Raw genomic sequence first — 26,255 nt, forward strand, 5'->3', positions numbered from 1 at the left:
GGTTTTTCATGTGCGTGGCGCTTGCGCGAGGCATCGAGGCAAGAACCTCTTCAGAGCGAAGACAGGCAGGAACCCTGAGCCATGGGCAATGTTGTTGTGGTCGGCGCCCAGTGGGGCGACGAGGGCAAGGGCAAGATCGTCGACTGGCTCTCCAGCCAGGCCGATGTCGTGGTCCGTTTCCAGGGCGGCCACAATGCCGGACACACGCTCGTCATCGACGGCGTCGTCTACAAGCTCTCGCTGCTGCCGTCCGGAATCGTGCGGACCGGAAAGCTATCGGTCATCGGCAACGGCGTCGTCGTCGATCCCTGGCATCTCGTCGAGGAGATCGCCCGCCTGCGCGCGCAGGGCGTCGCGATCTCGCCTGAGAACCTGCGCATCGCCGACAACGCCACGCTGATCCTGCCGCTGCATCGCGAACTGGATCATTTCCGCGAGACCTCCAATATCGGCCTCAAGATCGGCACGACCAAGCGCGGCATCGGCCCGGCCTATGAGGACAAGGCCGGCCGCCGCGCCATCCGCGTCATCGACCTCAAGGACCCCGCGATCCTGGAGGCCAAGATCGAGCGGCTGCTGGCGCATCACAACGCGCTGCGCCGGGGGCTGGGCATCGGCGAGGTCGACGGCGCCGAGCTGCTCGGCCAGCTCACCGCCGTCGCCGCAGAGGTGCTGCCCTATGCCGACACGGTCTGGGCGCTGCTCGACGGCGAGCGCCGCGCGGGAAAACGCATCCTGTTCGAGGGCGCGCAGGGCGCGCTGCTGGATGTCGACCACGGCACCTATCCCTTCGTGACCTCGTCCAACATCGTCGCCGGCCAGGCCGCGACCGGCTCGGGCCTCGGCCCGTCGGCGGTCGGTTACGTGCTCGGCATCGCGAAAGCCTATACGACGCGCGTCGGCGAAGGTCCCTTCCCGACCGAGCTGTTCGACGAGACCGGCGAGCTGATCGGCCGCAAGGGCAAGGAGTTCGGCGTCGTCACGGGGCGCAAGCGCCGCTGCGGCTGGTTCGACGCCTGCCTGGTGCGCCAGACCGTGAAGACCTCCGGCATCGACGGCATCGCCCTGACCAAGCTCGACATCCTCGACGGCTTCGAGGAGATCAGGGTCTGTACCGGCTACCGACTCGACGGGACGGTGCTCGAGCACCTGCCGGCCGGGCAGAGCGATCAGGGAAGGGTCGAGCCGATCTACGAGACGATCGAGGGCTGGGAGGGCTCGACGGCGAACGCCCGCTCCTGGGCCGAGCTGCCGGCGCAGGCGATCAAATACGTCCGGCGCATCGAGGAACTGATCGGCGCGCCGGTCGCCGTGCTCTCGACCAGCCCCGAGCGCGACGACACGATTCTGGTGCAGAACCCGTTCGAGGGTTGACGCACCCCCTCAAGATCGACAAGTGAGGCCAATGGCCGACTTCTATCCCATCCTGGCGCGCGCGGTCGCCGGGCTGACCGATCCCTCGCCGGAGGCGCGGCGCGCCATCCATGAGCGGGCGCGCACAGCGCTGCTGGCGCAGTTGCGCAGCCTCGACCCGCCGCTCGGCGAGGCCGAGATCATGCGCGAGCGGCTTGCGCTCGACGAGGCGATGGCGCGCATCGAGGCCGAGCATGGCGACACGGCCCCGGCCCCGACGCCGCTGTCCGGGGTGCAGCCAGCGCCGCCGGCGGCCCCCCCGGAGCCTGTCCGCGAGGCGGTGCCGTCTTTCGCGCCGTACGAGCCTCCCGCGTCCCCGCCCGACGCCGCGGACGGACCACCGTCCGACCTTCCGGAAACGCAGCCGATACGGCCGCGGATCGCGCCGCCGCGCGAGAAGCGGGTCGCGGCCAGCCATGTCCGCACCATGATCGTCGGCGGGGGCGTCGCGCTCGCCGTGCTGGCGATCGCCAGCGCCGCCTATTACGTCAACAAGGTCGCCCCGCCCGACGCCACGACGCGTCCGCGCGCCGAGCATGCCGCCCCCGCGAGCCAGCCGGACAGCGCCGGCAAGCTCGGCGACCGCGTCGGCGAGGCCGGCAATGCCAATGCGCCGAGGCCGGGCGGCGGCGCCCCGACCGCGACCCAGGGCGGCGAGGTCGCGGTGGCGCAGCGCGCCATCCTCTACACGGAGGATCCGGCCAACCCTCAGCAGCCGCGCGCGATCCAGGGCCGCGTCTTCTGGCGGCTCGACAGCGAGAGCGCCGGCCAGGGCCGCCCGGTCGAGACGATCGTCCGCGCCACGATCGAGGTGGCGGAGGCGGGCTTAAGTCTCGATTTCACCGTCCGCCGCAACACCGACCCGGCCTTTCCGGCCTCCCACATCATCGGCCTGCGCTTCACCCCGGCCGGCGACCCGACCCAGAACGCGGTGCGCGAGGTCGGCGTGCCGCAGTTCAAGCTGGAGGAAGGCGAGCGTGGCGCGCCGCTCTCGGCGATCAATTCGGCGCTCGGCGACAACCTCTTCGTCGCGGCGCTGTCGAACGTGCCGGTCGAGGTCGAGCGCAATCTCGACCTGATCCTGAACCGGCTCTGGATCGACGTGCCGATCCGTTTCGCCAGCGGGCGGCGCGGGATCATCACCTTCGAGAAGGGCATCTCGGGCAGCCAGACGCTGACCGATGCATTCGGACGCTGGCGCTAGACGGCTGGCTCGCGACTTGCTGCCGATCACGCAACCATCATGGCTTCAATGCGTTGAAGTATATTGACAACGTCGATCGTCCGGCTCGTGCTGACAGTTGCGCGTCGGGGCCCGAGGGAAGAGCATTTGCCGACACAAGCCGAACGCGATGCGCGCCTGATGTGGAGCGTGCTCGCCGCTTCCGACGACTGCATCAAGGTGCTGAACCTCGACGGGACGCTCGCCTTCATGAGCGAAGGCGGCATGCGCGTCATGGAGGTCGAGGATTTTCCCGCGATCGAGGGCTGTAGCTGGCCGGACTTCTGGAACGGACCGGTCCACGACCAGGCCAAGGCCGCGGTCGAGACCGCGCTCGCCGGCGGCACCGGCCATTTCCAGGGTTTCTGCCCGACCCTGAAGGGCACGCCGCGCTGGTGGGACGTCAGGGTCAGGCCGATTCTTGGCGTGCACGGCAAGCCCGAGCGGCTGCTGGCGATCTCGCGCGACATCACCGAACAGCGCGCCGCCCGCGAGGCGATGATCCGCAGCGAGGATCGCTACCGCACGCTGTTCGACATCATCGACGAAGGCTTCTGCATCATCGAGTTCTTCGATGGCCCGCATGGTCCCTTGAGCGACTACGTCCATGTCGAGGCCAACCCGGCCTACGCCACCCATGCCGGCATCCAGAACGTCGTCGGGCAGGAGGTCCGCGCGATGGTCGGCGCGGAAGCTCAGGGCTGGATCGATCTGTATGGCGGCGTGCTGAGCACCGGCCGGCCGATCCGTTTCGAGCGCGAGCTGGTCGCGACCGGACGCCATCTCGAACTCGCCGCCTTCCGCATCGAGCCGCCGGAGGCGCGGCAGGTCGCGGTTCTGTTCCAGGACATCACGGCCCGCAAGACGGCGGAAGCCGCGCTGCAGCGCCTCAACGAGACGCTGGAGCTGCGCATCGCCGAGGCGGTCGCCGAGCGCCAGATCCTGGCCGACATCGTCGAGGGCACCAGCGCCTTCGTCCAGGTCGTCGACAGGGATTTCCGCTGGCTCGCCATCAACAGCGCCTCGGCCAACGAGTTCGCCCGCATCTTCGGCGTCAGGCCAAAGGCGGGCGACCGGATGCTCGACCTGCTGGAAGACAAGCCGGAGCAGCGGGCGGCCATGCAGGCGGTCTGGACGCGAGCCCTGGCGGGCGAGGAGTTCGTCGAGATCGGCAGGTTCGGCCCGCCCGAGCTGAGCCAGCGACACTACGAGATGCATTTCAGCTCGTTGCGCGACGCGGCCGGCGAGATGATCGGCGCCTACCAGTTCGTCTATGACGTGACTGAGCGGATGGAGGCGCAGAAGCGTCTGCTCGACACCGAGGAGGCGCTGCGCCAGGCCCAGAAGATGGAGGCGGTCGGCCAGCTCACCGGCGGTCTCGCGCACGACTTCAACAACCTGCTGACGGGCATCACCGGCTCGCTGGAGATGCTGCAGTCCCGCGTCCGGCAGGGCCGCTTCGGCGAGGTCGACCGCTATGTCAGCGCGGCGCAGGGCGCGGCGCGGCGCGCGGCCTCGCTGACGCATCGCCTGCTCGCTTTCTCGCGCCGCCAGACGCTCGACCCCAAGCCGACCGACGTCAACCGCCTGATCGTTGGCATGGAGGATATGATCCGCCGCAGCGTCGGCCCCCAGGTCGGGATCGAGGTCGTCACAGCCGCCGGCCTGTGGCCGACGCTGATCGACCCGCCGCAGCTCGAGAACGCGCTGCTGAACCTGTGCATCAATGCCCGCGACGCCATGCCCGACGGCGGGCGCATCACCATCGAGACCGCCAACAAATGGCTCGACGAGCGCGAGGCCGACAAGCGCGACGTGCCGCCCGGCCAATATCTCTCGGTTTGCGTCACAGATACCGGCAGCGGCATGGCGCCCGATGTCGTCGCGCGCGCCTTCGACCCGTTCTTCACCACGAAGCCGATCGGGCAGGGGACAGGTCTCGGCCTGTCGATGGTCTACGGCTTCGTGCGGCAATCGGGCGGGCAGGTCCGGATCTATTCCGAGATTGGCCAGGGCACGACGATGTGCCTTTATCTGCCTCGCCACTACGGCGAGGAGGAAAAGATGGTGAGCGAAGCCGCGCCGGACCGGGAAGGCCAGGCCGCAGCCGGCGAGACCATCCTCGTCGTCGACGACGAACCGACCATCCGCATGCTCGCCGTCGAGGTCCTGGAGGATGAAGGCTATACGGCGCTCGACGCCTGGGACGGCCCCTCCGCGCTGAAGATCCTGCAGTCGGATGCGCGCATCGACCTGCTGGTCACCGATGTCGGGCTGCCCGGCGGCCTGAACGGACGCCAGCTCGCTGATGCGGCGCGCGCCGTGCGGCCCGATCTGAAAGTGCTGTTCATCACCGGCTATGCCGAGAACGCGGTGCTCGGCAACGGCCAGCTCGGGCCGGGCATGCAGGTGATCGCGAAACCCTTCGCGATGGAATCGCTCGCGGCGCGCGTCCGCACGATGATGGGACAGCCGACCTGAGACCAAGGCGCTGGAAAACGGCCCGTCACGATCATCTCGCCCAGGTAACGGTCGAAGCGCTTGATCGCTTCTCGAAGCAGTCCTCGTCGTTCTGATCGACGAAGCGAACCGGGCCCCGCGGGCCGTAGCCTTCGTCGGCGTAGCTCGGCTGGCTTCTGGCGGCGGCCGCGCCGAGCAGGGCGCCGTCGAGTCCGACCGGAGCGCCGATCGCGAGAGCCGACTAGTTGACCTTGCGGACCGGCTTGACCTCGAAACCGCGATCGGAGGGGGAGACCGGGGCGATTGAAGCGCCAGCGACGCCGACGACGGCGAAGGCGGCGGCCAGAGACTTGGCGAACATGATGATCTCCCGCGGGTTGGCGGCGATCCGTTCGCCGATGACTTGACCCTAGACCGTGACGATGCGGCGCTGTTCCGCAGGTGACGGGCCGTCTGGTCAGTTCCGCCGTTCCGCCGCGAACCTTGCCGCGGCCTTCAGCGCTCCCGCCCGCTCGCCGAACGCCCCCAGGGCCGCGATCGCCTTCTCGCTCAGGCGGTCGCGCTCGCGCTTGGCTCCGTCCAGCCCGAGCGCCGAGACCAGCGTGGCCTTGCCCTTGCCCTCGTCCTTGGCGGTCGCCTTGCCGAGCTGTTCCGGCGTCGCCTCGACGTCGAGGATGTCGTCCGCGACCTGGAAGGCCGCGCCCAGCGCCTTGCCATAGGCCAGCAGCGCCGCGCTCTCGCTTGCCGAGGCCTGACCCAGCAGCGCGCCGATCTCGACGCTGGCCGCCAGCAGCGCGCCGGTCTTCATCGCCTGGAGCCGGCGGATCTCCGGCTCGCCCAGTCCGCCGGCCGCGACGTCGCCGAAACGCCCCTCCGCGGCGAGATCGAGCATCTGGCCGCCCGCCATGCCGCCGAGCCCGGAGGCGCGGGCGAGCGCCAGCACGAGCCCGGCGCGCACCTCTCCGGAGGAATGGGTCTCGGGACTTGCCATCACCTCGAAGGCGAGCGTCAGCAGGCTGTCTCCGGCCAAAATCGCGGTCGCGTCGTCATAGGCCTTGTGCACGGTCGGGCGGCCGCGGCGGGTGTCGTCGTCGTCCATCGCGGGCAGATCGTCATGGACCAGCGAATAGCAGTGCACGAGCTCGACCGCGGCGCCCGCGCGCAGGGCGTTTGCCGGCGCGACATCGAACAGCCGCGCCGTCTCGACGGTGAGGAAGGGCCGCAAGCGCTTGCCGCCGCCGAGCGCGCCATGGCGCATGGCGTCGAGCAGGCGTGGCGGCCGGGCGATCTCGCCTTCGACCGGCGTGGACGACAGCAGCGTATCGAGCAGGCTCTCAACGGCGTCGGCGGTTTCCGCGAGCCTACGGGGCAGAGCGGCGCTGGCGTCCGGGGCGGAACTCATGAGGCGATCTCGCGTTCCATGGAGCCGGATGACAGGGGAACGGTTCGCAAAACGAGCCGCTTTCATGTCTGAATCCGTCTCTAAACAATAAGCGAGAGCATGGTGTCTTCCGAAAACCGGCGACCACCTTTCGGCATCATGCTCTGACGGGGCGGACTTGCCGGAGCCGGAAGGCGTCGTCAAGCGGCGGCGGGGGAAGCGATGGCCGACGGAACGAGGCGAGCCGGGTTGCCGGCGCGCATGCTGCGCTGGATCGGCCTTGCCGTGCTGGCGCTGACGGCGCTGCTGCTGCTCGGCCTGCTGCTGTTCCGCTTCCTCCCCGCGCCCTCGACGCTGATGCTCGGGCGCTGGGCCACCTTCCAGCCGGTCGAACGCCAATGGGTGCCGCTCGCGCAGATCTCGCCGAACCTGATCCGCGCCGTGATCGCGGCCGAGGACCAGCGCTTCTGCGAGCATGCCGGCATCGACTGGGTCGAGCTCAACAGCGTGCTGGAGGACGAGGACGGGCCGAGCCGCGGCGCCTCGACCCTGACCATGCAGACCGCCAAGAACCTCTTCCTCTGGCCGGGCCGCTCCTATGTCCGAAAAGGGCTGGAACTGCCGCTGGCCATGGCGATCGACCTCGCCTGGCCGAAGCAGCGCATCATCGAGGTCTATCTCAACGTCGCCGAATGGGGCGACGGGCTCTACGGCGCGGAGGCCGCCTCGCAGCGCTATTTCCGCAAGCCGGCGGCGCGGCTGACACCGGCGGAAGCGGCGCGGCTGGCCGGCGCCTTGCCCAACCCGATCCTGCGCAACCCCGACCGGCCGACGCGCGGCCTGCAATCGGCGACCGGCCGCATCCAGCGCCGCGTCGGGCAGCTCGGCCCCTTGGGAGATTGCGCCGTGCCGGGCTGAGTTTGTCGTCGGACGGTGTCTGGCGGAAACGCGGATTTCTGCGCATCCGACACTAGCCATGCCGCGCCCGAGCGTGTATGGGCAACGCCTCACGATATTGATGACGTCGTCGTGGCGGTCGCGCTGGCTAAGGCCTCACGCGCTTCCGGGCGAAGGCACGATGGAGAAGTAGCATGGCCGTTCCGAAGAGAAAGACGTCGCCGTCGAAGCGCGGCATGCGCCGCTCGGCCGACGCGCTGAAGCAGCCCGCCTATATCGAGGACAAGAATTCCGGCGAACTGCGCCGCCCGCACCATGTCGACCTGAAGTCGGGCATGTATCGCGGCCGCCAGGTGCTGAAGGCCAAAACCGAGGCCTGAGCGGCCTTTGCGTCTGCCGACGCCTTCGGGCGCCGCTGAAACGCCGGCCGCGAGGCCGGCTTTTTCTTTGACGGACCTGGTTGCGCCGGCCGTCGCTCAGGCGAATCGGGCAAGCCGGCGGAGCTGCCGGCGGGTCGCCGTCTCGTAGAACCGCGCCGCCGCCCGCGGCGTCTCCAGCGCGCGGCTCGCGAAGGGGCCGATCTCCGCCTGGCTCGCGGCAAGCTGCAGCAGCAGCATCGCGGCGCGGCTGGCGGTGTCGCTCGTCTGCTCGGGGCCGGCCATGTCTCACTCCGGAACGCGTCGTTTCAGCGTTCCCGTCGTTGCAAACGGGCGGCCGGAGTTAACCCGCCGTTAACGCCAAAACCCGCATCGTTCCGGGACAGTTTCCGCATCATCAGGCCAGGATGGGACAGTGCCGTCGCACATCGTCCGGCCGCCCAGCCTCCGAGGCCCGCCACGATGCCCGCGCCGTCGATCCTAAGCTCTCGCACCGACGGCCTCGGCGATCCGCGCAACCTGCTCTCCTCGATCGGCGAGGTGGTCTATAACTGGGAGATCAAGGGCGACGCCCTGAGCTGGGGACCGAACGCGGCCGAGGTTCTCGGGCCGATCCCGGACGCGGCGATGTCGCGCGGCCTGGCTTTCGCCGGCCTGGTCGAGCCCGGCAGCGGCCGCAGCCGCTATGACGCGATCTTCTCCTCGACCGGCCATGACGAGGGCGAGGGCGTGGTCTACCGCACCCGCTATGCCGCGGCCCTCGCCGGGCGGACGATGTGGGTCGAGGATGCCGGGCGCTGGTTCGCCGGTCTCGACGGCCGCCCGGCCTCGGCGCGCGGCGTGCTCAGGATCGAGCGGGCGGTGAAGCCCGACGAGCTCGCCGTCTGCTCGAGCGAGATGAGCGACCGCCATGCGCTGGTCGAGCGGGTCGAGCTGGCCCTGTCGGAACATCTCCCGGCCGAGCGCATGGTCGTGGTGCTGGTCGCCGCGATCGACGAGCTGACCCGGCTCAACGACGATTTCGGCCATGAGGCGACCGACGAGATCATCGGCGTGGTGCAGGAGCGGCTGCGCTCGGTGATGCGCCGGCGCGACCATCTCGTGCGCTATTCCGGCAACCGCTTCGCCATCCTGCTCACCGGCTGCCCGAGGAACCAGGTCGAGGCGGCGGCGCGGCGCTTCATCAAGGCGGTCGCGCATTCGGCGATCGAGACCGGGCGCGGCATCGCGCTGGCAAGGTTGCGGGTCGGCGCGGCGCTCGCGCCCGATCTCTCCAGCCACGCCGGCACGCTGGTCGCCGCGGCCGAGAACGCGCTGGCGAGCGCCCGCGCGGGCGCGGTCGATTCGGCCGTGGTCGCGCGCCGCCGCGACAACCGGGAAGCGCCGAGCGACGGGCCGGGGCTCGACCTGCGGGCGGTCGCCGCCCTGAACGAACGCCGCGTCCAGCTCGCTTTGCAGCCGATCGTGCGCGCCAGGGGCCGCGAGGTCGCCTTCCACGAGGCGCTGCTGCGCGTTGGTCAGGGCCCGGCCGGACTGTTCTTCGCCCCGGCCGAGCTGATCCCGCTGCTGGAGCGGCGCGGGCTGGTCAGGCTGTTCGACCATCGCGTGCTCGAACTCGCCGTCGAGCTTCTGGCCGCCGACCCGGCGCTGTCGCTTTCGGTCAACGTCTCGCCACGCTCGCTGTCCGACCCCGAATGGCTCGACGCCTTCCTCGCCTGCACGAATGGTGCGCGCGGTGTCGCCCAACGCCTCGTCGTCGAGGTGACCGAGACCGCGACGATCGAGGACCCGGCCCGCGTCGCCAGGCTGCTCGGCCAGATCAAGGATCAGGGCGCGCGCATCGCGATCGACGATTTCGGCGCGGGCCACACCTCGCTCAGGCACCTGCGCGCCTTCCCGATCGACATCCTCAAGCTCGACGGCGCCTTCACCCAGAACCTGCGCCGCTCGACCGACGACCGCTTCTACGTCCGCACGCTGATCGACCTCGCCCGGCATCTCGCCGTCGAGACCGTGGCCGAATGGGTCGACGACGACCTGCAGGCGAGCATGCTCGCAGACTGGGGCGTCACCTATCTGCAGGGCCATCTGGTCGGCAAGGCGCAGCTATGGCCGGTGGCCGCGCCGATCCGGCGCGAGCGCGCGGCGGTCTGAAACCCTCACCGCCGCTCACTTCCCCTTCGACAGCTTGTCCAGCCGCTCGCGCATCTCGTTGAGCTCGCGCTTCATCTCGCCGAGATCGTCGCCCTTGGCCGGCGGCGCGCCGGCCTCTTCCTTGGCCTTGGCCGCGGCCATCGCGGCGAAGGGGTTGAACATCCGGAAGGCGTCGGTGAACAGCGCCATGTTGGCGCGCGTCTGCTGCTGGATCGCATCCATCGCCGGACCGCCGAAGGCCCCGCCGGAAAAGGCCTTGGCCATCTGCTCGCGGAACTGGCCCTGGTCCCTGGTCAGATTGTCCATCGAGAATTCGAGATAGCGCGGCACCAGCGCCTGCATGCTGTCGCCGTAGAAGCGGATCAACTGGCGCAGGAAGGTGATCGGCAGCAGGTTCTGCCCCTCCTTGCCCTCCTCGTCGAAGATGATCTGGGCGAGCACGGAGCGGGTGATGTCCTCGCCCGACTTCGCATCGTAGACCACGAAGTCCTCGCCGCCGCGGACCAGTCCCGCGAGGTCTTCCAGCGTCACGTAGGAGCTCGTTCCGGTATGGTAGAGGCGGCGATTGGCGTATTTCTTGATGACGGTCGGTTCTTTGTCGGTGGCCATCAGAATCCTGCATGACGTTGGTCCGCGCGCCGCCTGCGAATATCGCGGCAGCGCCGGGCGAAACGGTCTTCCCGTGCCTGACGATAGCCTGTCGGCGGCGTGCCGCAAGTTTTTTGAGCGTGCAGCGCAAAAACCTGCCTGAACGGAGGCTGAACATGCCCGGCTTTCGGGCAATTTCCTCTCCTGCGGCGCGGGGTATCGCAGGCAGCCCGCATCTTTCGGATCACTTGACGCGGCCGCGACGGCCCTGAAAGGTGGCGCTCGAAACATGCCCGGTCCGGCGCGAGAGCGGGCCGTCGCGACAACAGAGGAACTCTCCCATGGCTGATACCGATATCGTCATCGTCGGCGCGGCGCGCACGGCGGTCGGCGCCTTCAACGGCGTCTTCGCCAACACGCCGGCCCATGATCTCGGAGCCGCCGCGATCAAGGAGGCGCTCAGCCGCGCCAGGGTCGATCCCGCCGATGTCGACGAGGTCATCATGGGCCAGATCCTGACCGCGGGTCAGGGCCAGAACCCGGCCCGGCAGGCGGCCATGAAGGCCGGCATCCCGCAGGAGGCCACCGCCTGGGGCCTGAACCAGCTCTGCGGCTCGGGGCTTCGCGCCGTCGCGATCGGCCTGCAGCAGATCGCCAGTGGCGACGCCGACATCATCGTCGCCGGCGGCCAGGAATCGATGTCGATGTCGCAGCACGGCGCGCATCTGCGCAACGGCACCAAGATGGGCGACCTGAAGTTCGTCGACACCATGCTGAAGGACGGCCTCTGGGACGCCTTCCACGGCTACCACATGGGCACCACGGCCGAGAACGTCGCGACCAAGTGGCAGATCAGCCGCGAAGAGCAGGACAGGTTCGCGACCGCCTCGCAGAACAAGGCGGAAGCCGCGCAGAAGGCCGGGAAGTTCAAGGACGAGATCGTCCCCTTCACCGTCTCGACCCGCAAGGGCGACATCGTGGTCGACGCCGACGAATATCCGCGCCACGGCGCGACGGTCGAGGCGATGGCCAAGCTGAAGCCCGCCTTCTCCAAGGACGGCACCGTCACCGCCGGCAACGCCTCCGGCATCAACGACGGCGCGGCGGCCCTCGTGCTGATGAGCGCCAGGGAGGCGCAGAAGCGCGGTTTGAAGCCGCTCGCCCGCGTCGCCTCCTGGGCGACGGCCGGCGTCGACCCGGCGATCATGGGCTCGGGCCCGATCCCGGCGACGCGCAAGGCGCTGGAGAAGGCCGGCTGGAGCGTTTCGGACCTCGAACTCGTCGAGGCGAACGAAGCCTTCGCGGCGCAGGCGATGGCGGTCAACAAGGATCTCGGCTGGAACGCCGACATCGTCAACGTCAACGGCGGGGCGATCGCGATCGGCCATCCGATCGGCGCCTCCGGCGCGCGCGTGCTGGTGACGCTGCTGCACGAGATGGAGAAGCGCGACGCCAAGAAGGGCCTCGCCACGCTCTGCATCGGCGGCGGCATGGGCGTCGCCATGGCCATCGAGCGCGGCTGACCCGATGGCGCGGCGGACGACGCTCTACCGCCATCTCGCCGGCCCCGACGACGCCTGGTTCTGTGATCGGGCCTCGGAAGCGCTGTCGAAGGGACGTGTGCTCCACGGGCGCCCGACGCTGACCTTCGACGCGAATGAGCAACGCGCCTCTCCGCCGGCCAGGCGATCATCAAGGATGTCGGCGGCGCCTATGCGCCCGATCTCAATCTTTCAGAACAATAGCGCGGCGCAACGCCGCCGACAGGGAGGACAGCTATGACGAAGGTGGCGTTGGTGACGGGGGGCACGCGCGGCATCGGCGCGGCGATCAGCAAGGCGTTGCAGGAGGCCGGCCACAGGGTCGCCGCCAGCTATGCCGGCAATGACGAGGCGGCGGCCAAGTTCCAGGCCGAGACCGGCATCCCGGTGTTCAAATGGGATGTCGGCGACTACGAGGCCTGCTCCGCCGGCGTCGCCAAGGTCGAGGCCGATCTCGGGCCGATCGACATCCTGGTCAACAACGCCGGCATCACGCGCGACGGCTTCTTCCACAAGATGACCCGGGACCAGTGGTCGGCCGTCATCCGCACCAATCTCGACTCGCTGTTCAACATGACGCGGCCCGTGATCGAGGGCATGCGCGCCCGCAGTTTCGGGCGCATCGTCGTGATCTCCTCGATCAACGGCCAGAAGGGCCAGATGGGGCAGGTCAACTACTCCGCCGCCAAGGCCGGCGACATCGGCTTCGTCAAGGCTCTGGCGCAGGAGAACGCCAACAAGAACATCACCGTGAACGCGATCACGCCGGGCTATATCGGCACCGACATGGTCGCGGCCATGCCGGAAGAGGCGCTGAAGCGCGTCGTCGCCGGCATCCCGGCCGGACGCCTCGGCAAGCCCGAGGAAATCGCCGCGATGGTGGTCTTCCTCGCCTCCGAGCACGGCTCCTTCGCCACGGGGGCGACGTTCGCGCTCAATGGCGGGCAGTACATGGCGTGATTGACATCACGATGCCAAAAGGTGATTTTCGATGGAATTCAAATCGGGGCTTCGATTCAGCCCAAGGTTTAGATATCGTCGACGCTTTCGATAGCCCGTTGCAAGGGAGTGTCGCGATATGCCTGCGAAAGACGCTGCGTTTTTCATGCAGGACATGCCGCTCGTCGACTATCTGCCCATCAATGTCGGGCTGACGGCAACGACCGAAGCTGCGATGGTTTCGATTCTCGGATCACCGCGGCTTCCCCTCACGACCGATTGCCAGAATGCGAAGGCGTCACCGCTCGTCGCCAAGCTGAAGACGACGCAGAAGATCAGCGACAATCTTCGCGTGACCGGGATTCAACCGAGTGTCGACAGCCTCAAGACAATACTCAACGATGTCTTTCAGGACATTCCGGAAATCAGGTCTTTCTTGAGGACACAGGGGATGTTGTGCGTTCGCTATCGGAAGCCTACCAGTGGCGCGACAAGCACGAAGATCAGCAACCATTCGTGGGGGACGGCGCTCGACTTCAACATCGTCGGCTATGACGCGCCCGGCAATACCGGCAACAAGATTCCGAGATTTGTCGCACTGATGCTGCCCTACTTCAACAAGGGGGGGTGGTTCTCCGGGATCGCCTTCCACGATTCAATGCATTTTGAAGTCTCCGATGAAAAAATCAAAGAATGGTCGAAAGACGGATTGCTGAAGATCGCTTGAACCGACCGGCAGCCCTTCGGACGTTTTAGATATCGTCGCGGCGCGGGCCGCGCGGGGGCCTGAATTCCGCGACGCATTGCCGGCCGCCTGCGACGTCCAGACCATCAAGGCGGTGTTCCGAAACCCGATCGATGTGGCGATCGGCTTCGAGCCATTGGCGATCAGACCGGCACGCCGTCCAGGAGCCTGATGCGCATGCACGGGCCGACGGGCAATCCGACCGGGAAAAAGCTGTTTGCCGGGCTGCATGCGCTGTAGAAGAATGAAGGCATCGCGCCGACCGTCTCGGCCGCGCGCCGACGCGCCGGCGAATGCCGGTCAATGCCGGTCAATGCGCGCGCCGATGCCGCGGCGGCAGGAAGGTCATCAGCCCCAGCGCCGGCAGCTACGCGCGGAGCCGGAACACCCGCACGATGCCGACCCTGTCGGCGAGCGCGCCAGGCCCCGCCGCCGCGACGCCGCCGAGCCGAAGGACAGGCCGTGGAACAGGCCGCCGACGAGGCCGACACGGTGCGACGAGAAGGCGCTCGCCACGATCAGGCTGATGACGATGCCGAGGATGCCGGTCCAGAGCAGGTCGGCATGGGGCATCATCTGCGCGCCGCCAGCATCCTGTCGACGAAGCCGTCGAGCGAGGCGCCGTCGATCCAGCGTAGCACCGCGACGAGGTCCTGCGCCGGGTCGAGCCAGATCGCATTGGCGCCGGCTCCCAACGCAAAGACGGCCGTATCAGGCACGCCCGGTCGCGCCGCCGGCCCCCGGTTCAGCCACCACAGCAGCCCGTAGTTGGCGAGCGTCGGCGAGGGCGTCAGCATGGTCTCGACCCATTGCCGCGACAGCAGCTGCCGGCCATCCCAGGCCCCGCCCCGCGCGATCAGCAGACCGAAGCGGGCATGGTCGCGCGCGCCGATGAACAGCCCTCCGCCCCAGTGCCCTCCGCCGGGAACCGACTGCACGCGCTGCCCGTCGATCTCGACCCAGGAGGTTTCGTAGCCCTCCCAGCGCCAGTCCCGCGAAGCTCCGATCGGGTCCAAGACGCGCTCGCGCAGGATATCCGGCAGCGGCCGGCGGAAGCGCCGCAGCAGGCAGTAGCCGAGCAGGTTCACGCGCACGTCGTTGTATTCGTAGAAGGAGCCGGGCGCGCGCATCTCGCGAAGCTGGCCCTTGCGGCTGTTGTCGGCGCCGGGCCCGATCTGGCGATTGTGATCGACCTGGTCGGACTTGCCGAAGATCTCGCCGCGCCATTCGCTCGCCTGCGTCAGCAGGTGCCGCCATGTGATCGTGCGGTTCTGCGCGCTCTCGAACCAGGGGCCATCGACCGAGCGACCCACGGGCTCGTCGATGTCGGCGATCAGCCCGTCATCGACGGCGAGGCCCGCGAGCACCGAGAGATAGCTCTTGGCGATCGAAAAGGTCATGTCGGCGCGGTCGGTTTCGCCCCATTCGGCGACGAGCCTGCCGCCCTTCAGGATCAGCCCGGCCGGGCCGCCGCGCCCGGCGACGCGGCCGACGATCACGCACCATGGCCCGGTCTCGTTCCACTCGACATTCCCGACATATCGCCCGTCCGGGTAGTACAGGCTGCGCGGCCACTGGCTCTCGTGCGCCTTGGCGAAGACGATCGCGGCGTCGAGCGCAGCGGCGTCGAAGCCGGCTTCGGACGGTAGGGCATCGGCCCAGTCCTGGCCGGCGGGCGGTGGCGAGTAGCTTGCGGTCATCATGGCGTCCCGATCAGTTGCGGCGGTTTCCCTTAAGTCTCGCTTACGGCTTTCCAAAGCCCTCATCCTTCGAGACGCCGCTGACGCGGCTCCTCGGGAAGAGGGCCGCGGGAGACGGCTGGGCAGGCGGTTGCGGCTCTGCTATCGCCCGCCCATGACATCCCCCACCGCCACCGTCATCGGATCGCTCGCCATCCTGCTCTGGTCGACGCTGGCGCTGTTCACCGCCATGTCGGGGCGGGTGCCGCCGTTCCAGCTCGTCTTCATGACCTTCGTCATCGGCGGGCTGATGATCCTGGCGATCTCAGCCGCGCGCGGCAGGCTCGGCTCGATCATGCCGACGCCGGCCTCCTTCGCGCTCGGGCTCTACGGGCCGTTCGGCGACACGTTTCTCTACTACGCCGCGGTGAAGGCCGCCCCGGCGGCGGAAGCCAACCTGATCCATTATCTCTGGCCGCTGCTGATCGTGCTGTTCGCCGCGCTGCTGCCGGGCGGGAGCCTGAAGCCGCGCCATCTCGTCGGCGCGCTGATCGGGCTGGCGGCCACCGCGCTGTTGGTCTCGGGCGGACTCGGCACAGGCGGCGGCCTGCGGCTCGGGCATCTGCTGGCGGCGCTGGGGGCCTTCGTCTGGGCGAGCTATTCGGTGTTTTCGCGGCGCTTCGCCGGCGTGCCCTCGGAGAGCCTCGGCGTCACCCTGCTCGGCTGCGCCGTACTGGCGCTCGCCTGCCACCTCGCCTTCGAGTCGACGCTCTGGTCGTTGACAGCGATCGAATGGGGCGGCGTGCTCGGCCTGGGGCTGGGCTCGATCGGGCTCGCCTTCGTGGCCTGGGACATCGGCATGAAGCAGGGCGATGTCGCGCTGCTCGGCGTCGCCTCCTACGCCGCGCCCGTGCTCTCGACCATCATCCTCGTGCTGGCCGGCTATGCCGCGCCGAGCTGGCTTCTGGCGGCGGCTTGCGTGCTGATCGTCGTCGGCGCGCTGGTGGCGAGCCGGGGGCGGCGCATTTGACGGAAAGGCCTGACCATGGCGAGGAAGACGCCCGAGCAGCTCGCGCAGGAATTCGAGGGGCGCAAGGCCAAGGGCCTGGCCAAGGGCGCGGCGGCCTATTGGCCGAACGTCATGGCCAACTCCGTGCTGCGGCTCGTCGCGTCAGGGGCGGAACCCTCGGTCGCCGCGCTGATCGAGACGCTGGAGAAGGATGCAGGCGCGCCCGACCTCGCGCTGAAGGCGGGCGCGACGGAGGCGCTGGCGCGCCTGAGGCAGGCGGTGGCGAAGGCATCCTAAGTATGCTCGGAACCACCCCGTCATCCCGGGCAAGCGGCGCAGCCGCGCCGATCCGGGATGAAGGGAGAGGTTCCGGTGCGGACTCTTACCTCGGCAAAATGGTTTCGCCCATCAGGTGCCTGTCGATCGCATGCGCCATCTGGCGGCCCTCGCGGATCGCCCAGACCACCAAGGACTGGCCGCGCCGCATGTCGCCGGCGGCGAAGACCTTCTCGACCGTGGTCTTGTAGGCGACCTGGTTGGCCTCGACATTGCCGCGCCCGTCGAGCTTGACGCCGAGCTTCTCGATCAGCCCCTCATGCACCGGCGAGACGAAGCCCATGGCGAGCAGCACGAGATCGGCCTTGAGGTCGAACTCGGTGCCCTCGATCGGCTTGAACGAGCCGTCGACTTTGGCGCAACGCAGCTTGCGGACATGGCCGTTCTCGCCGGTGAACTTGACCGTTCCGATGGCGAAGTCGCGTTCGGCGCCCTCCTCATGGCTCGACGAGGTGCGCAGCTTGAGCGGCCAGTTCGGCCAGGTCAGCTGCTTGTTCTCCCTGGCGGGAGGCTCGGGCATGATCTCGATCTGCGTCACTGAGAGCGCGCCCTGGCGAACCGAGGTGCCGATGCAGTCGGAGCCGGTGTCGCCGCCGCCGATGACGACGACATGCTTGCCCCCGGCCAAGACCGGCTGCGAGTTGGCGAGCGTCGCCGGCTCGCCGCCGTTGCGCCGGTTCTGCTGCGGCAGGAAGTCCATGGCGAACTGGATGCCGGCGAGGTCTCGGCCCTCGATCGGCAAATCGCGTGGCTTCTCGGCGCCGCCGGTCAGGCCGATCGCGTCGTGCCGGTCCAGGAGCTCGGCCGGATCGAGATCGACGCCGACATTGACGCCGTAATGGAAGACGACGCCTTCGGCCTCCATCTGGCGGACACGGCGCTCGACCTGCGCCTTTTCCATCTTGAAGTCGGGGATGCCGTAGCGCAGCAGGCCGCCGGCACGGTTCTGACGTTCGTAGACATGAACCTCGTGGCCGGCGCGCGCGAGCTGCTGCGCGGCGGCGAGCCCGGCTGGGCCAGAGCCGATGATGCCGATCGACTTGCCGGTCTTGACCTTGGGCGGCTCGGGATGGATCCAGCCCTCGGCCCAGCCCTTGTCGACGATGGCGCACTCGATCGACTTGATCGTGACCGGCGTGTCCTCGAGGTTCAGCGTACAGGACGCCTCGCAGGGCGCGGGGCAGACGCGGCCGGTGAACTCCGGGAAGTTGTTGGTCGAGTGCAGGTTGGTCAGCGCCTCGCGCCACCTGTCGTTGTAGACGAGGTCGTTCCAGTCCGGGATCTGGTTGTTCACCGGGCAGCCGTTGTGGCAGTAGGGGATGCCGCAATTCATGCAGCGCGCCGCCTGGTCGCGCGTCGCTTCTGCGCCCAGCGGGATCACGAACTCCTTGTAGTTCCTGATCCGGTCGGAGGCCGGAAGATACTTCCGGTCGCGCCGGTCGATCTCGAGGAAGCCTGTCACCTTGCCCATGAACTTACTCCGCCGCGACCGATAGGCCGGCCTGCGCCTGCTCGATTTCCTGAAGCGCGCGGCGGTATTCCACCGGCATGACCTTGACGAATTTGGGCAAATAGTCGGCCCAGTTGTCGAGGATCTCCCTGGCCCGCTCCGAGCCGGTGTACTCGTGATGGTCGGCGATGAGCTGGTGCAGCCGCTCGGCGTCGTAGCCCGACATGTTGGCCATCACGTCGATGCGGCCCTTGGTCTCCATGTCGCCACCATGGTGGTAGAGGCGCTGGGTCAGCTCCTCCTCCTCCGGCACCGGCTCGAGATCGACCATCGACAGGTTGCAGCGCTTGGCGAAGCTCCTGTCCTCGTCGAGCACATAGGCGATGCCGCCCGACATGCCGGCCGCGAAGTTGCGCCCCGTCTGGCCGAGCACGACGACGACGCCGCCGGTCATGTATTCGCAGCCATGGTCGCCGGTGCCCTCGACCACCGCGATCGCGCCGGAATTCCTGACCGCGAAGCGCTCGCCGGCGACGCCGCGGAAATAGCACTCGCCCGAGATCGCGCCGTAGAGCACGGTGTTGCCGACGATGATCGACTGATGCGCCGCCGCTTTCGCGTCGGGCGAGGGCTTGATGATCAGCTTGCCGCCCGACAGGCCCTTGCCGACATAGTCGTTGGCCTGGCCCGTCAGATCGAGCGTGACGCCGTTGACGACCCAGGCGCCGAAGCTCTGGCCGGCGGTGCCGGTCAGCTTCACCGTGATGGTGTCCTCGGGCAGGCCGGCATAGCCATGGCGCTTGGCGACCTGGCCCGACAGCATCGCGCCGGTCGAGCGGTCGACATTGTTGATCGGGCTCTCGATCACCACCGCCGCGCCGGTTTCGATCGCGTTCTGCGACTGTGCGATCAGCGTCCGGTCGAGCACGGCCTCGATCGGATGCCGCTGCAGCTCGACATGGCGGATCGCGACGTCGGGACCCATCTCCGGCTTGTGGAAGATGCGGGTGAAGTCGAGCCCCTTGGCCTTCCAGTGCGCGATCGCCTGCTTCTTGTCGAGCCAGTCGGAGCGGCCGACGAGATCGTCGAACCTGGCGACGCCGAGCGAGGCCATGATCTCGCGCACGTCCTCGGCGAGGAAGAAGAAGAAGTTGACGACGTGCTCGGGCGCGCCCTTGAAACGCTTGCGCAGCACCGGGTCCTGCGTCGCGACTCCGACCGGGCAGGTGTTGAGATGGCACTTGCGCATCATGATGCAGCCGGCCGCGATCAGCGGCGCGGTGGCGAAGCCGAACTCGTCGGCCCCGAGCAGCGCGCCGATGACGATGTCGCGGCCGGTGCGCAGGCCGCCGTCGACCTGCAACGCGATGCGGCCGCGCAGTTTGTTCATCACCAGGATCTGGTGGGTCTCGGCGAGGCCGATCTCCCAGGGCGAGCCGGCATGCTTGATCGAGGTCAGGGGCGAGGCGCCCGTGCCGCCCTCGTAGCCGGAGATGGTGATGTGGTCGGCGCGCGCCTTGGCGACGCCGGCCGCGACCGTGCCGACGCCGAGCTCCGAGACGAGCTTGACCGAGACGTCGGCCGCCGGATTGACGTTCTTCAGGTCGAAGATGAGCTGGGCGATGTCCTCGATCGAATAGATGTCGTGATGCGGCGGCGGCGAGATCAGGCCGACGCCGGGCGTCGAATGCCGCACCTTGGCGATGCGCGCATCGACCTTGTGACCGGGCAACTGCCCGCCCTCGCCGGGTTTCGCTCCTTGAGAGATCTTGATCTGCATCATCGCCGAGTTGACGAGATATTCGGTGGTGACGCCGAAGCGGCCCGAGGCGACCTGCTTGATCGCCGAGCGCATCGAGCGCCCGTCCGCCATCGGCACGAAGCGCTCGGGCTCCTCGCCGCCCTCGCCCGTGTTGGACTTGCCGCCGATCTGGTTCATCGCGATGGCGAGCGTCGAATGCGCCTCGTGGCTGATCGAGCCGAAGGACATCGCCCCGGTCGAGAAGCGCTTGACGATGTCGACGGCCGGCTCGACCCGATCGAGCGGGATCGGCTTGCGGCCGATGTCGCCGGCGTCCTTGATCGCGAACAGGCCGCGGATCGTCGAGAAGCGCGAGCTCTGGTCGTTGACGAGATCGGAATAGGCCTTGAACTTGTCCTGGGCGTTGCCGCGCACCGCGTGCTGGAGCAGCGCGATGTTCTCCGGCGTCCAGGCATGGTCCTCGCCGCGCAGGCGGAAGGCGTATTCGCCGCCGATGTCGAGAGAATCCCGGTAGATCGGCGAGTCGCCGAAGGCGTCGCGATGGCGGCGCACCGATTCCTCGGCGATCTCGGCGAGACCGACGCCTTCGATCGACGAGATCGTGCCGGTGAAATAGGTCTCGATCAGGTCGCTGCGCAGCCCGACCGCGTCGAAGATCTGCGCGCCGCAATAGGACTGGTAGGTCGAGATGCCCATCTTGGACATGACCTTGAGCATGCCCTTGCCGACCGACTTGATGAAGCGCTTCACCACCTCGTGGCGGTCGACCTCCTTGGGGAACTCGCCGGCCTCGTAGAGAGCCTCCAGCGTCTCGAAGGCGAGATAGGGGTTGATGGCCTCGGCGCCGAAACCGGCGAGGCAGGCGAAATGGTGGATCTCGCGCGGCTCGCCCGACTCGACCACGAGGCCGACCGAGGTGCGCAGGCCCTTGCGGATCAGGTGATGATGCACGGCCGCCGTCGCCAGCAGCGCCGGGATCGGGATGCGCTCGGCGGAGACCTGCCGGTCCGACAGGATGATGATGTTGTAGCCGCCATGGACGGCGGCCTCGGCGCGCTCGCAGAGACGGGCGATCGCGCCCTCCATGCCGGCCGCGCCCTCGCGCGCCGGATAGGTCACGTCGATCGTCTTGGTGTCGAAGCGGTCCTCGTAATGGCCGATGCAGCGGATCTTCTCGAGATCGTCATTGGTCAGGATCGGCTGGCGCACCTCGAGCCGCTTGCGCCGCGAGGTCCCCTCCAGATCGAGGATGTTCGGCCGCGGCCCGATGAAGGAGAGCAGGCTCATCACCAGCTCCTCGCGGATCGGGTCGATCGGCGGGTTGGTGACCTGCGCGAAGTTCTGCTTGAAATAGGTGTAGAGCAGTTTCGACTTCGAGGAGAGCGCCGAGATCGGCGTGTCGGTGCCCATCGAGCCGACGGCTTCCTGCCCGGTCACGGCCATCGGCGCCATCAGGATCTTGGTGTCTTCCTGCGTGTAGCCGAAGGCCTGCTGGCGATCGAGCAGCGGCACGTCGGTGCGCTGCGCCCGCGCCTCGACCGGCGGCAGCTCTTCCAGCACGATCTGGGTGCGCTTGAGCCAGTCCTTGTAGGGGTTGGCGAGGCAGAGCGAGGTCTTGATCTCGTCGTCGGAGATGATGCGGCCCTGGTCGAGGTCGATCAGCAGCATCTTGCCGGGCTGCAGCCGCCACTTCTGGACGATCTTCTCCTCCGGGATCGGCAGCACGCCGAACTCGGACGCCAGCACGACGATGCCGTCATCCGTGACGAGATAGCGCGCCGGCCTCAAGCCGTTGCGGTCGAGCGTCGCGCCGATCTGGCGGCCATCGGTGAAGGCGATCGCGGCCGGCCCGTCCCAGGGTTCCATCAGCGCGGCGTGATACTCGTAGAAGGCGCGCCGCTCCTCGTCCATCAGCGGATTGCCGGCCCAGGCCTCGGGCACCAGCATCATCATGGCGTGGGCCAGCGAATAGCCGCCCTGGACCAGGAATTCGAGCGCGTTGTCGAAGCAGGCGGTGTCGGACTGGCCCTCGTATGAGATCGGCCAGAGCTTCGAGATGTCCGCCCCGAAGAGCTCGGAGTCGACGCTGGCCTGCCGCGCCGCCATCCAGTTGACGTTGCCGCGCAGCGTGTTGATCTCGCCGTTATGGGCGACCATCCGGTAGGGGTGGGCGAGCCGCCAGGACGGGAAGGTGTTGGTGGCGAAGCGCTGATGCACGAGCGCGATCGCGCTCTCGAAGCGTTCGTCGGTCAGATCCCTGAAATAGGAGCCGAGCTGCGTGACCAGCACCATGCCCTTGTAGACGATGGTGCGGGCCGACATCGAGACCGGGTAGTAGGTCGCGGTCGAGCGGTCCTGCTGCTTGTAGACCTTGTTCGACACGGACTTGCGCAGCACGAAGATCTTGCGCTCGAAATCGTCGGCGTCGGTGACGCCGGGCCCGCGGCCGATGAAGAGCTGGCGATGCCGCGGCTCGCTTTCCCTCACCGCCGCGCCGAGATCCGACGAATCGACCGGCACGTCGCGCCAGCCGAGGAAGGTTTGGCCCTCCTCCTCGATCGTCTGGGCGACGATGTCCTCGCAGACGGCCCGGGCCGCCGCATCCTGCGGCATGAAGAACTGGCCGATGGCGTAATGGCCGGGTTCGGGCAGGTCGATGCCGATCCTGGCGCATTCCTCGACGAAGAAGCGGTGCGGGATCTGGGTGAGGATGCCGCAGCCGTCGCCGAGCTTGGGATCGGCCCCGACGGCGCCGCGATGGTCGAGATTGTGCAGGATCCGCAGCCCCTGCGCGACGATCGCATGGGTCTTGCGGTTCTTCATGTCGGCGATGAAGCCGACGCCGCAGGAATCCTTCTCATAGGACGGGTCGTAGAGGCCCTGCCGGCCCGGCATCGCCGGATCGCGCACCGCCGGGAAAGCCGCCGCCGCGCTCGACTTGCTGATCTCGCTCATCGTCAAACCCCGCTTGCAGGTCCGCGACAGCTTCCGCCGACACGGGCCCTCGAGTCCACTCGTCTGGCGGTGGGCGGGCCCGCCATCGATCCGACCGGGATCGACAGCAAGGACGGGGCCAACCCGGCCGTTCGTCTCGCTGGAGGTGCTTGCGCTGTGTTGGGGGGCGCCCGCGTCCTCCGCAGGCGCTTTAAGGCTTCTCGCCCTGCCGCGCCCGTCTAAGCCGCCGCTTCGCGGGCGGCGCGCGTGCGATCGGTTTTGGCGTTGCCGGCCATCCCCCTCGTCATCGGTCCGCTCCGTCGCAAGCGACCGGCCGGGACCCTGTGCAGGTCCGCGGCCGGCGCGGTTGAAAATAGGACAGCATCACTGTCCTATTGCGATAAATTTGCCAGAATTCCAATCTGGGCACAAGAGGCGATTTCGGATGATTTTGGAATGAAATTGCGATGTCGCGCGGTTTGCCGACATTTCACGCATGGCGACATCCTCGTTGCGCATACATCTTGCCGCCATCGCACGTGATGTGTCGGACGCCTTTGGCAGATCGCGGACAGGCCCGCCATGCGCGGAGAGCCGCTTGGCGGGGCCGCCGCCGCCCGCTATCGCTGGCTTCATGAACTTCATCAGCGACAACACCGCCGGCGCCAGCGCGCCGGTGATGGCGGCGATCGCCGCGGCCAATGACGGCAACGCTTCCGCCTATGGAGCCGACGCCTGGACGAAACGCGTCGAGGCGCTGTTCGCGGACATTTTCGAGCGCGAGGTCGCGGTCTTCCTCGTGGCCAGCGGCACGGCGGCGAACGCGTTGGCGCTGGCGAGCCTGACGCGGCCCTGGGGCGCGGTGATCACGCATGAGGAGAGCCATGTCGCCGACGACGAATGCGGCGCGCCGGAATTCTTCAGCGACGGGGCGAAGCTGATCGGACTGCCGGGCGAGGGCAACAAGATTTCGCCCGAAGCCGTCACGCAGGTTCTCGCCCGCTTCCGCGAGGGCGCTCTGCACCAGGTCCAGCCCCAGGCGATCTCGATCACGCAGGCGACCGAATGCGGCACGATCTACACCCCCGCCGAGGTCCGGGCGCTGAAGGAGGCGGCGACGCCGCGCGGCCTCAAGCTGCACATGGACGGCGCGCGCTTCGCCAACGCGCTGGTGACGCTGGGCTGCACGCCGGCCGAGGTCACCTGGAAGGCCGGCGTCGATGTGCTTTCGTTCGGCGGCACCAAGAACGGCGCCTGGGCGGCCGAGGCCGTGGTCTTCTTCGATCCGGCGCAGGCCGGCGAGATGAAATGGCGGCGCAAGCGCGCCGGCCATACCCTGTCCAAGGGCCGGCTGATCGGAGCGCAGTTCGAGGGATTGCTCGGCGGCGGCCATTGGCTCGATCTCGCCCGCCGCGCGAACGGGCTGGCGCGGCGTCTGGCGGACGCGGTCGAAGGCCATGGGAGCGCCCGTCTCGCCTGGCCCTGCCAGGCGAACGAAGTGTTTCTGGTCTTGTCGCCGGACCTGCAGCAGCGGCTGGCAGTGGCCGGCGTCGGCTACCTCGCCTGGTCGGACAGGGCGCTCCCGATGGGCTCGGCCCTCGCGGGGGGCGAGATCATCGGGCGGTTCGTGCTGTCGTTTGCGACTCAAGGCTCCGATGTCGAAAGGCTCGTCGCGCTCATCGCAGGCGCCGCTCGCTGAATTGCGCCCCGATTTGCGCCCCACGCACGCCGCAATCCCTAACGAAGACTGAAGCACGGATCAGTCTCCCAGAGGATGACGCCATGCAGCTTGTTTCGATTCTCGAGACCCTCGCGAAACGTCAGACGCGCACCGCGCTGATCGGCCTGGCTTGCGCCGGCGCCTTGACGGGCGCCGCCGGCCCGGCCGCGGCGCAGTATTACATCTACGACGATGACGGCTATGGCTACGGCCCGGCCTATGGCTACGGCTATCGCGACTACTACTATGACGCGCCGCGCCCGCCCCGCCGCGTCGCCCGCGTCTCGGCCCGCGACTACGGGCTCGCCGAGATCGAGCGGACGGTGCGCACGCAGGGCTCGACCATCGTCGACGGCCGCAGGCCCGACGGCGCCCGCGTCCGGCTGATCTTCGACAGCTATAGCGGCGCGCTGGTCGACCGGATCGTCCTGCGGGGAACCGGCCGCCAGCCGACGCCGCGCGTCGCGCGCGTCGATCCGGGCGAGCCCGAACAGGCGCCGGCCCAGCGCATCGTGCCGCGTCCGCCCGAACGCCCGGCCGCCCTGAAACCACCGGGCCAGGCCAGCGCGCCCGCGACCGTCGTTCCACCCGTCTCGACGACGCCCGCCCGCCCGCCCGAGCCGCAAAGGCCTGTCGAAAGGCCGCCGGCCTCGGCCAGCGCGCCCGCGACGACCGTTCCCGAGGCCCCCGCGCGGCCGGCCGCGCCGACGCCCGGTCCGACCGACGCCGGCAAGCCGGCCCTGGTCAATCCGCGGGATGTGCGCGGCGCCGAGGGGCAGGAGCGCAAGCCGCCGCTGGCGACGGCCGAACAGCCCGCCATCGTCGCCCCGCCGGCCGTGCAGCTGCCTCCGGTGCAGAGCCAGGACATGTCGACCGCCAACCCGAAGCCGGCGACGCCGGAGGTGCCGGTCGCGCCGATGGATTGAGCCTTTCAGGCGGCTGCAAACGCGAAAAGGGCGTCTCCGTTTCCGGAGACGCCCTCGGCATGTCGGGCGACCGCGCCGTGGCGCCTACGCGGCCCTGGCGGTCTCGACCTTGGCTTCGAGCACCTTGGCCTTGCTGCCGCCGATCGCGATCTGGCGCGGCTTCTTGGCCTCGGGGATCTCGCGCACGAGGTCGATATGGAGCAGCCCGTTCTCGAGGCTGGCGCCGGTGACCTGCACATAGTCGGCGAGCTGGAAGCGGCGCTCGAAGGCGCGCGCGGCGATGCCCTGATGCAGGACCTCACGCTTCTCGGCCTGGTCGCTGGCCTGCTTCTCGCCCTTCACGCTGAGCGTGTTCTCCTTGCTCTCGATGGCAAGGTCGGCCTCGCCGAAGCCCGCGACCGCGATGGTGATGCGATAGGCGTTCTCGGCCGTGCGCTCGATGTTGTAGGGCGGATAACTCGGGGCCGCCTCGGCGGCGGTGGCCTGGTCGAGCAGCGAGAACAGCCGGTCGAAGCCGACGGTCGAGCGATAGAGCGGGGAAAGATCGAAATGACGCATGGTGTCCTCCAGAGAAGCGACAATGTGGTCCAGCCCGCCTCGGAATGAGCGCGAGCCCGGTTCAGTCCTGCGCAGCCGGTCTCCGGCCTGCGCAGACATCAGTTGGGAGCCGGTTTTCGGCTTTTCAAGAGGTCTTTCCGAGAGGCATAACAACCTCGCGCCAC

At 68.4% G+C, this 26,255-nt stretch carries 23 protein-coding genes; 14 read left to right on the top strand and 9 right to left on the bottom strand.

Annotated elements, in window-relative coordinates; all coding sequences use genetic code 11:
• Positions 1-81 precede the first annotated feature (81 nt).
• From AC1RRW_RS18325 to AC1RRW_RS18335, 3 genes are all read left to right on the top strand, one after another.
• Positions 82-1,374: an adenylosuccinate synthase gene (locus AC1RRW_RS18325; protein ID WP_492902574.1), complete on the top strand. Its 1,293-nt coding sequence runs from the start codon at positions 82-84 to the stop codon at positions 1,372-1,374.
• A 31-nt stretch (positions 1,375-1,405) separates the two neighbouring features.
• Positions 1,406-2,617 carry a histidine kinase gene (locus AC1RRW_RS18330; protein WP_492902576.1) on the top strand — a complete coding sequence of 404 codons (1,212 nt, stop codon included), beginning with the start codon at positions 1,406-1,408 and terminating at the stop codon, positions 2,615-2,617.
• A gap of 126 nt (positions 2,618-2,743) precedes the next feature.
• Positions 2,744-5,116 (top strand): PAS domain-containing protein, encoded by a 2,373-nt coding sequence (locus AC1RRW_RS18335; protein WP_492902578.1) that lies wholly within the window; start codon positions 2,744-2,746, stop codon positions 5,114-5,116.
• 436 nt (positions 5,117-5,552) lie between these two features.
• Here the strand turns inward: AC1RRW_RS18335 and AC1RRW_RS18340 are convergent, their stop codons facing one another.
• Positions 5,553-6,497, bottom strand: a complete 945-nt coding sequence (locus tag AC1RRW_RS18340) for a polyprenyl synthetase family protein (protein ID WP_492902579.1) — start codon at positions 6,495-6,497, stop codon at positions 5,553-5,555.
• Between the two features lie 201 nt (positions 6,498-6,698).
• Between AC1RRW_RS18340 and mtgA the strand changes: the two genes are divergently transcribed.
• Both mtgA and rpmF read left to right on the top strand, forming a co-directional pair.
• The gene (mtgA, locus tag AC1RRW_RS18345; protein ID WP_492902580.1) at positions 6,699-7,394 is read left to right on the top strand and encodes a monofunctional biosynthetic peptidoglycan transglycosylase; all 696 of its coding nucleotides are present in this window, start codon (positions 6,699-6,701) and stop codon (positions 7,392-7,394) included.
• A gap of 173 nt (positions 7,395-7,567) precedes the next feature.
• Positions 7,568-7,753 (top strand): 50S ribosomal protein L32, encoded by a 186-nt coding sequence (gene rpmF / locus AC1RRW_RS18350; protein WP_291638998.1) that lies wholly within the window; start codon positions 7,568-7,570, stop codon positions 7,751-7,753.
• 96 nt (positions 7,754-7,849) lie between these two features.
• On the opposite strand, the gene AC1RRW_RS18355 is transcribed toward rpmF, so the two are convergent.
• Complete coding sequence (locus tag AC1RRW_RS18355) at positions 7,850-8,035, bottom strand: hypothetical protein (protein ID WP_492902582.1); 186 nt, start codon at positions 8,033-8,035, stop codon at positions 7,850-7,852.
• Positions 8,036-8,212: 177 nt separating this feature from the next.
• Here AC1RRW_RS18355 and AC1RRW_RS18360 point away from each other — a divergent pair, with 177 nt between their 5' ends.
• Positions 8,213-9,904, top strand: a complete 1,692-nt coding sequence (locus AC1RRW_RS18360) for an EAL domain-containing protein (protein WP_492902584.1) — start codon at positions 8,213-8,215, stop codon at positions 9,902-9,904.
• Between the two features lie 15 nt (positions 9,905-9,919).
• Here the strand turns inward: AC1RRW_RS18360 and phaR are convergent, their stop codons facing one another.
• A complete protein-coding gene (gene phaR / locus AC1RRW_RS18365; RefSeq protein ID WP_492902585.1) occupies positions 9,920-10,513 on the bottom strand; it encodes a polyhydroxyalkanoate synthesis repressor PhaR in 594 nt (197 codons plus the stop codon).
• Between the two features lie 320 nt (positions 10,514-10,833).
• Here phaR and AC1RRW_RS18370 point away from each other — a divergent pair, with 320 nt between their 5' ends.
• From AC1RRW_RS18370 to AC1RRW_RS18385, 4 genes are all read left to right on the top strand, one after another.
• Positions 10,834-12,015 (top strand): acetyl-CoA C-acetyltransferase, encoded by a 1,182-nt coding sequence (locus AC1RRW_RS18370; protein WP_492902586.1) that lies wholly within the window; start codon positions 10,834-10,836, stop codon positions 12,013-12,015.
• A gap of 4 nt (positions 12,016-12,019) precedes the next feature.
• On the top strand, positions 12,020-12,274 hold the full coding sequence (locus tag AC1RRW_RS18375; protein WP_492902587.1) for a DUF1737 domain-containing protein: 255 nt from the start codon (positions 12,020-12,022) through the stop codon (positions 12,272-12,274).
• On the top strand, positions 12,271-12,993 hold the full coding sequence (phbB, locus tag AC1RRW_RS18380) for an acetoacetyl-CoA reductase (protein ID WP_492902588.1): 723 nt from the start codon (positions 12,271-12,273) through the stop codon (positions 12,991-12,993). The genes AC1RRW_RS18375 and phbB overlap by 4 nt, the downstream gene beginning before the upstream one ends.
• A 118-nt stretch (positions 12,994-13,111) precedes the next feature.
• Entirely contained in the window at positions 13,112-13,699 is a 588-nt protein-coding gene (locus AC1RRW_RS18385) for a M15 family metallopeptidase (RefSeq protein WP_492902589.1), read from the top strand.
• 161 nt (positions 13,700-13,860) lie between these two features.
• Here AC1RRW_RS18385 and AC1RRW_RS18390 read toward each other — a convergent pair whose 3' ends face one another.
• Genes AC1RRW_RS18390 through AC1RRW_RS18400 form a run of 3 tightly spaced genes read right to left on the bottom strand, consistent with a single transcriptional unit; the run spans position 13,861 to position 15,417 of the window.
• Entirely contained in the window at positions 13,861-14,031 is a 171-nt protein-coding gene (locus AC1RRW_RS18390) for a hypothetical protein (protein WP_492902590.1), read from the bottom strand.
• A 34-nt stretch (positions 14,032-14,065) separates the two neighbouring features.
• Positions 14,066-14,293 carry a hypothetical protein gene (locus AC1RRW_RS18395; protein ID WP_492902591.1) on the bottom strand — a complete coding sequence of 76 codons (228 nt, stop codon included), beginning with the start codon at positions 14,291-14,293 and terminating at the stop codon, positions 14,066-14,068.
• On the bottom strand, positions 14,290-15,417 hold the full coding sequence (locus AC1RRW_RS18400) for a serine hydrolase domain-containing protein (RefSeq protein ID WP_492902592.1): 1,128 nt from the start codon (positions 15,415-15,417) through the stop codon (positions 14,290-14,292). The genes AC1RRW_RS18395 and AC1RRW_RS18400 overlap by 4 nt, the downstream gene beginning before the upstream one ends.
• Before the next feature lie 154 nt (positions 15,418-15,571).
• Here AC1RRW_RS18400 and yddG point away from each other — a divergent pair, with 154 nt between their 5' ends.
• Both yddG and AC1RRW_RS18410 read left to right on the top strand, forming a co-directional pair.
• A complete protein-coding gene (gene yddG / locus AC1RRW_RS18405; RefSeq protein ID WP_492902593.1) occupies positions 15,572-16,426 on the top strand; it encodes an aromatic amino acid exporter YddG in 855 nt (284 codons plus the stop codon).
• 15 nt (positions 16,427-16,441) lie between these two features.
• Entirely contained in the window at positions 16,442-16,702 is a 261-nt protein-coding gene (locus AC1RRW_RS18410) for a hypothetical protein (RefSeq protein ID WP_492902594.1), read from the top strand.
• Between the two features lie 85 nt (positions 16,703-16,787).
• On the opposite strand, the gene AC1RRW_RS18415 is transcribed toward AC1RRW_RS18410, so the two are convergent.
• On the bottom strand, positions 16,788-18,212 hold the full coding sequence (locus AC1RRW_RS18415; RefSeq protein ID WP_492902595.1) for a glutamate synthase subunit beta: 1,425 nt from the start codon (positions 18,210-18,212) through the stop codon (positions 16,788-16,790).
• A 4-nt stretch (positions 18,213-18,216) separates the two neighbouring features.
• Positions 18,217-22,908, bottom strand: coding sequence for a glutamate synthase large subunit (gene gltB / locus AC1RRW_RS18420; protein ID WP_492902596.1), 4,692 nt, complete (start codon positions 22,906-22,908; stop codon positions 18,217-18,219).
• Positions 22,909-23,521: 613 nt separating this feature from the next.
• Here gltB and AC1RRW_RS18425 point away from each other — a divergent pair.
• Both AC1RRW_RS18425 and AC1RRW_RS18430 read left to right on the top strand, forming a co-directional pair.
• Positions 23,522-24,586 carry a threonine aldolase family protein gene (locus tag AC1RRW_RS18425; protein ID WP_492902597.1) on the top strand — a complete coding sequence of 355 codons (1,065 nt, stop codon included), beginning with the start codon at positions 23,522-23,524 and terminating at the stop codon, positions 24,584-24,586.
• A gap of 83 nt (positions 24,587-24,669) precedes the next feature.
• On the top strand, positions 24,670-25,533 hold the full coding sequence (locus AC1RRW_RS18430; RefSeq protein ID WP_492902598.1) for a hypothetical protein: 864 nt from the start codon (positions 24,670-24,672) through the stop codon (positions 25,531-25,533).
• An 84-nt stretch (positions 25,534-25,617) separates the two neighbouring features.
• Here AC1RRW_RS18430 and AC1RRW_RS18435 read toward each other — a convergent pair whose 3' ends face one another.
• The gene (locus AC1RRW_RS18435; RefSeq protein WP_492902599.1) at positions 25,618-26,091 is read right to left on the bottom strand and encodes an Hsp20 family protein; all 474 of its coding nucleotides are present in this window, start codon (positions 26,089-26,091) and stop codon (positions 25,618-25,620) included.
• Positions 26,092-26,255: the final 164 nt, after the last annotated feature.

This window comes from Allobosea sp. GW821-FHT12C12 (assembly GCF_058807355.1).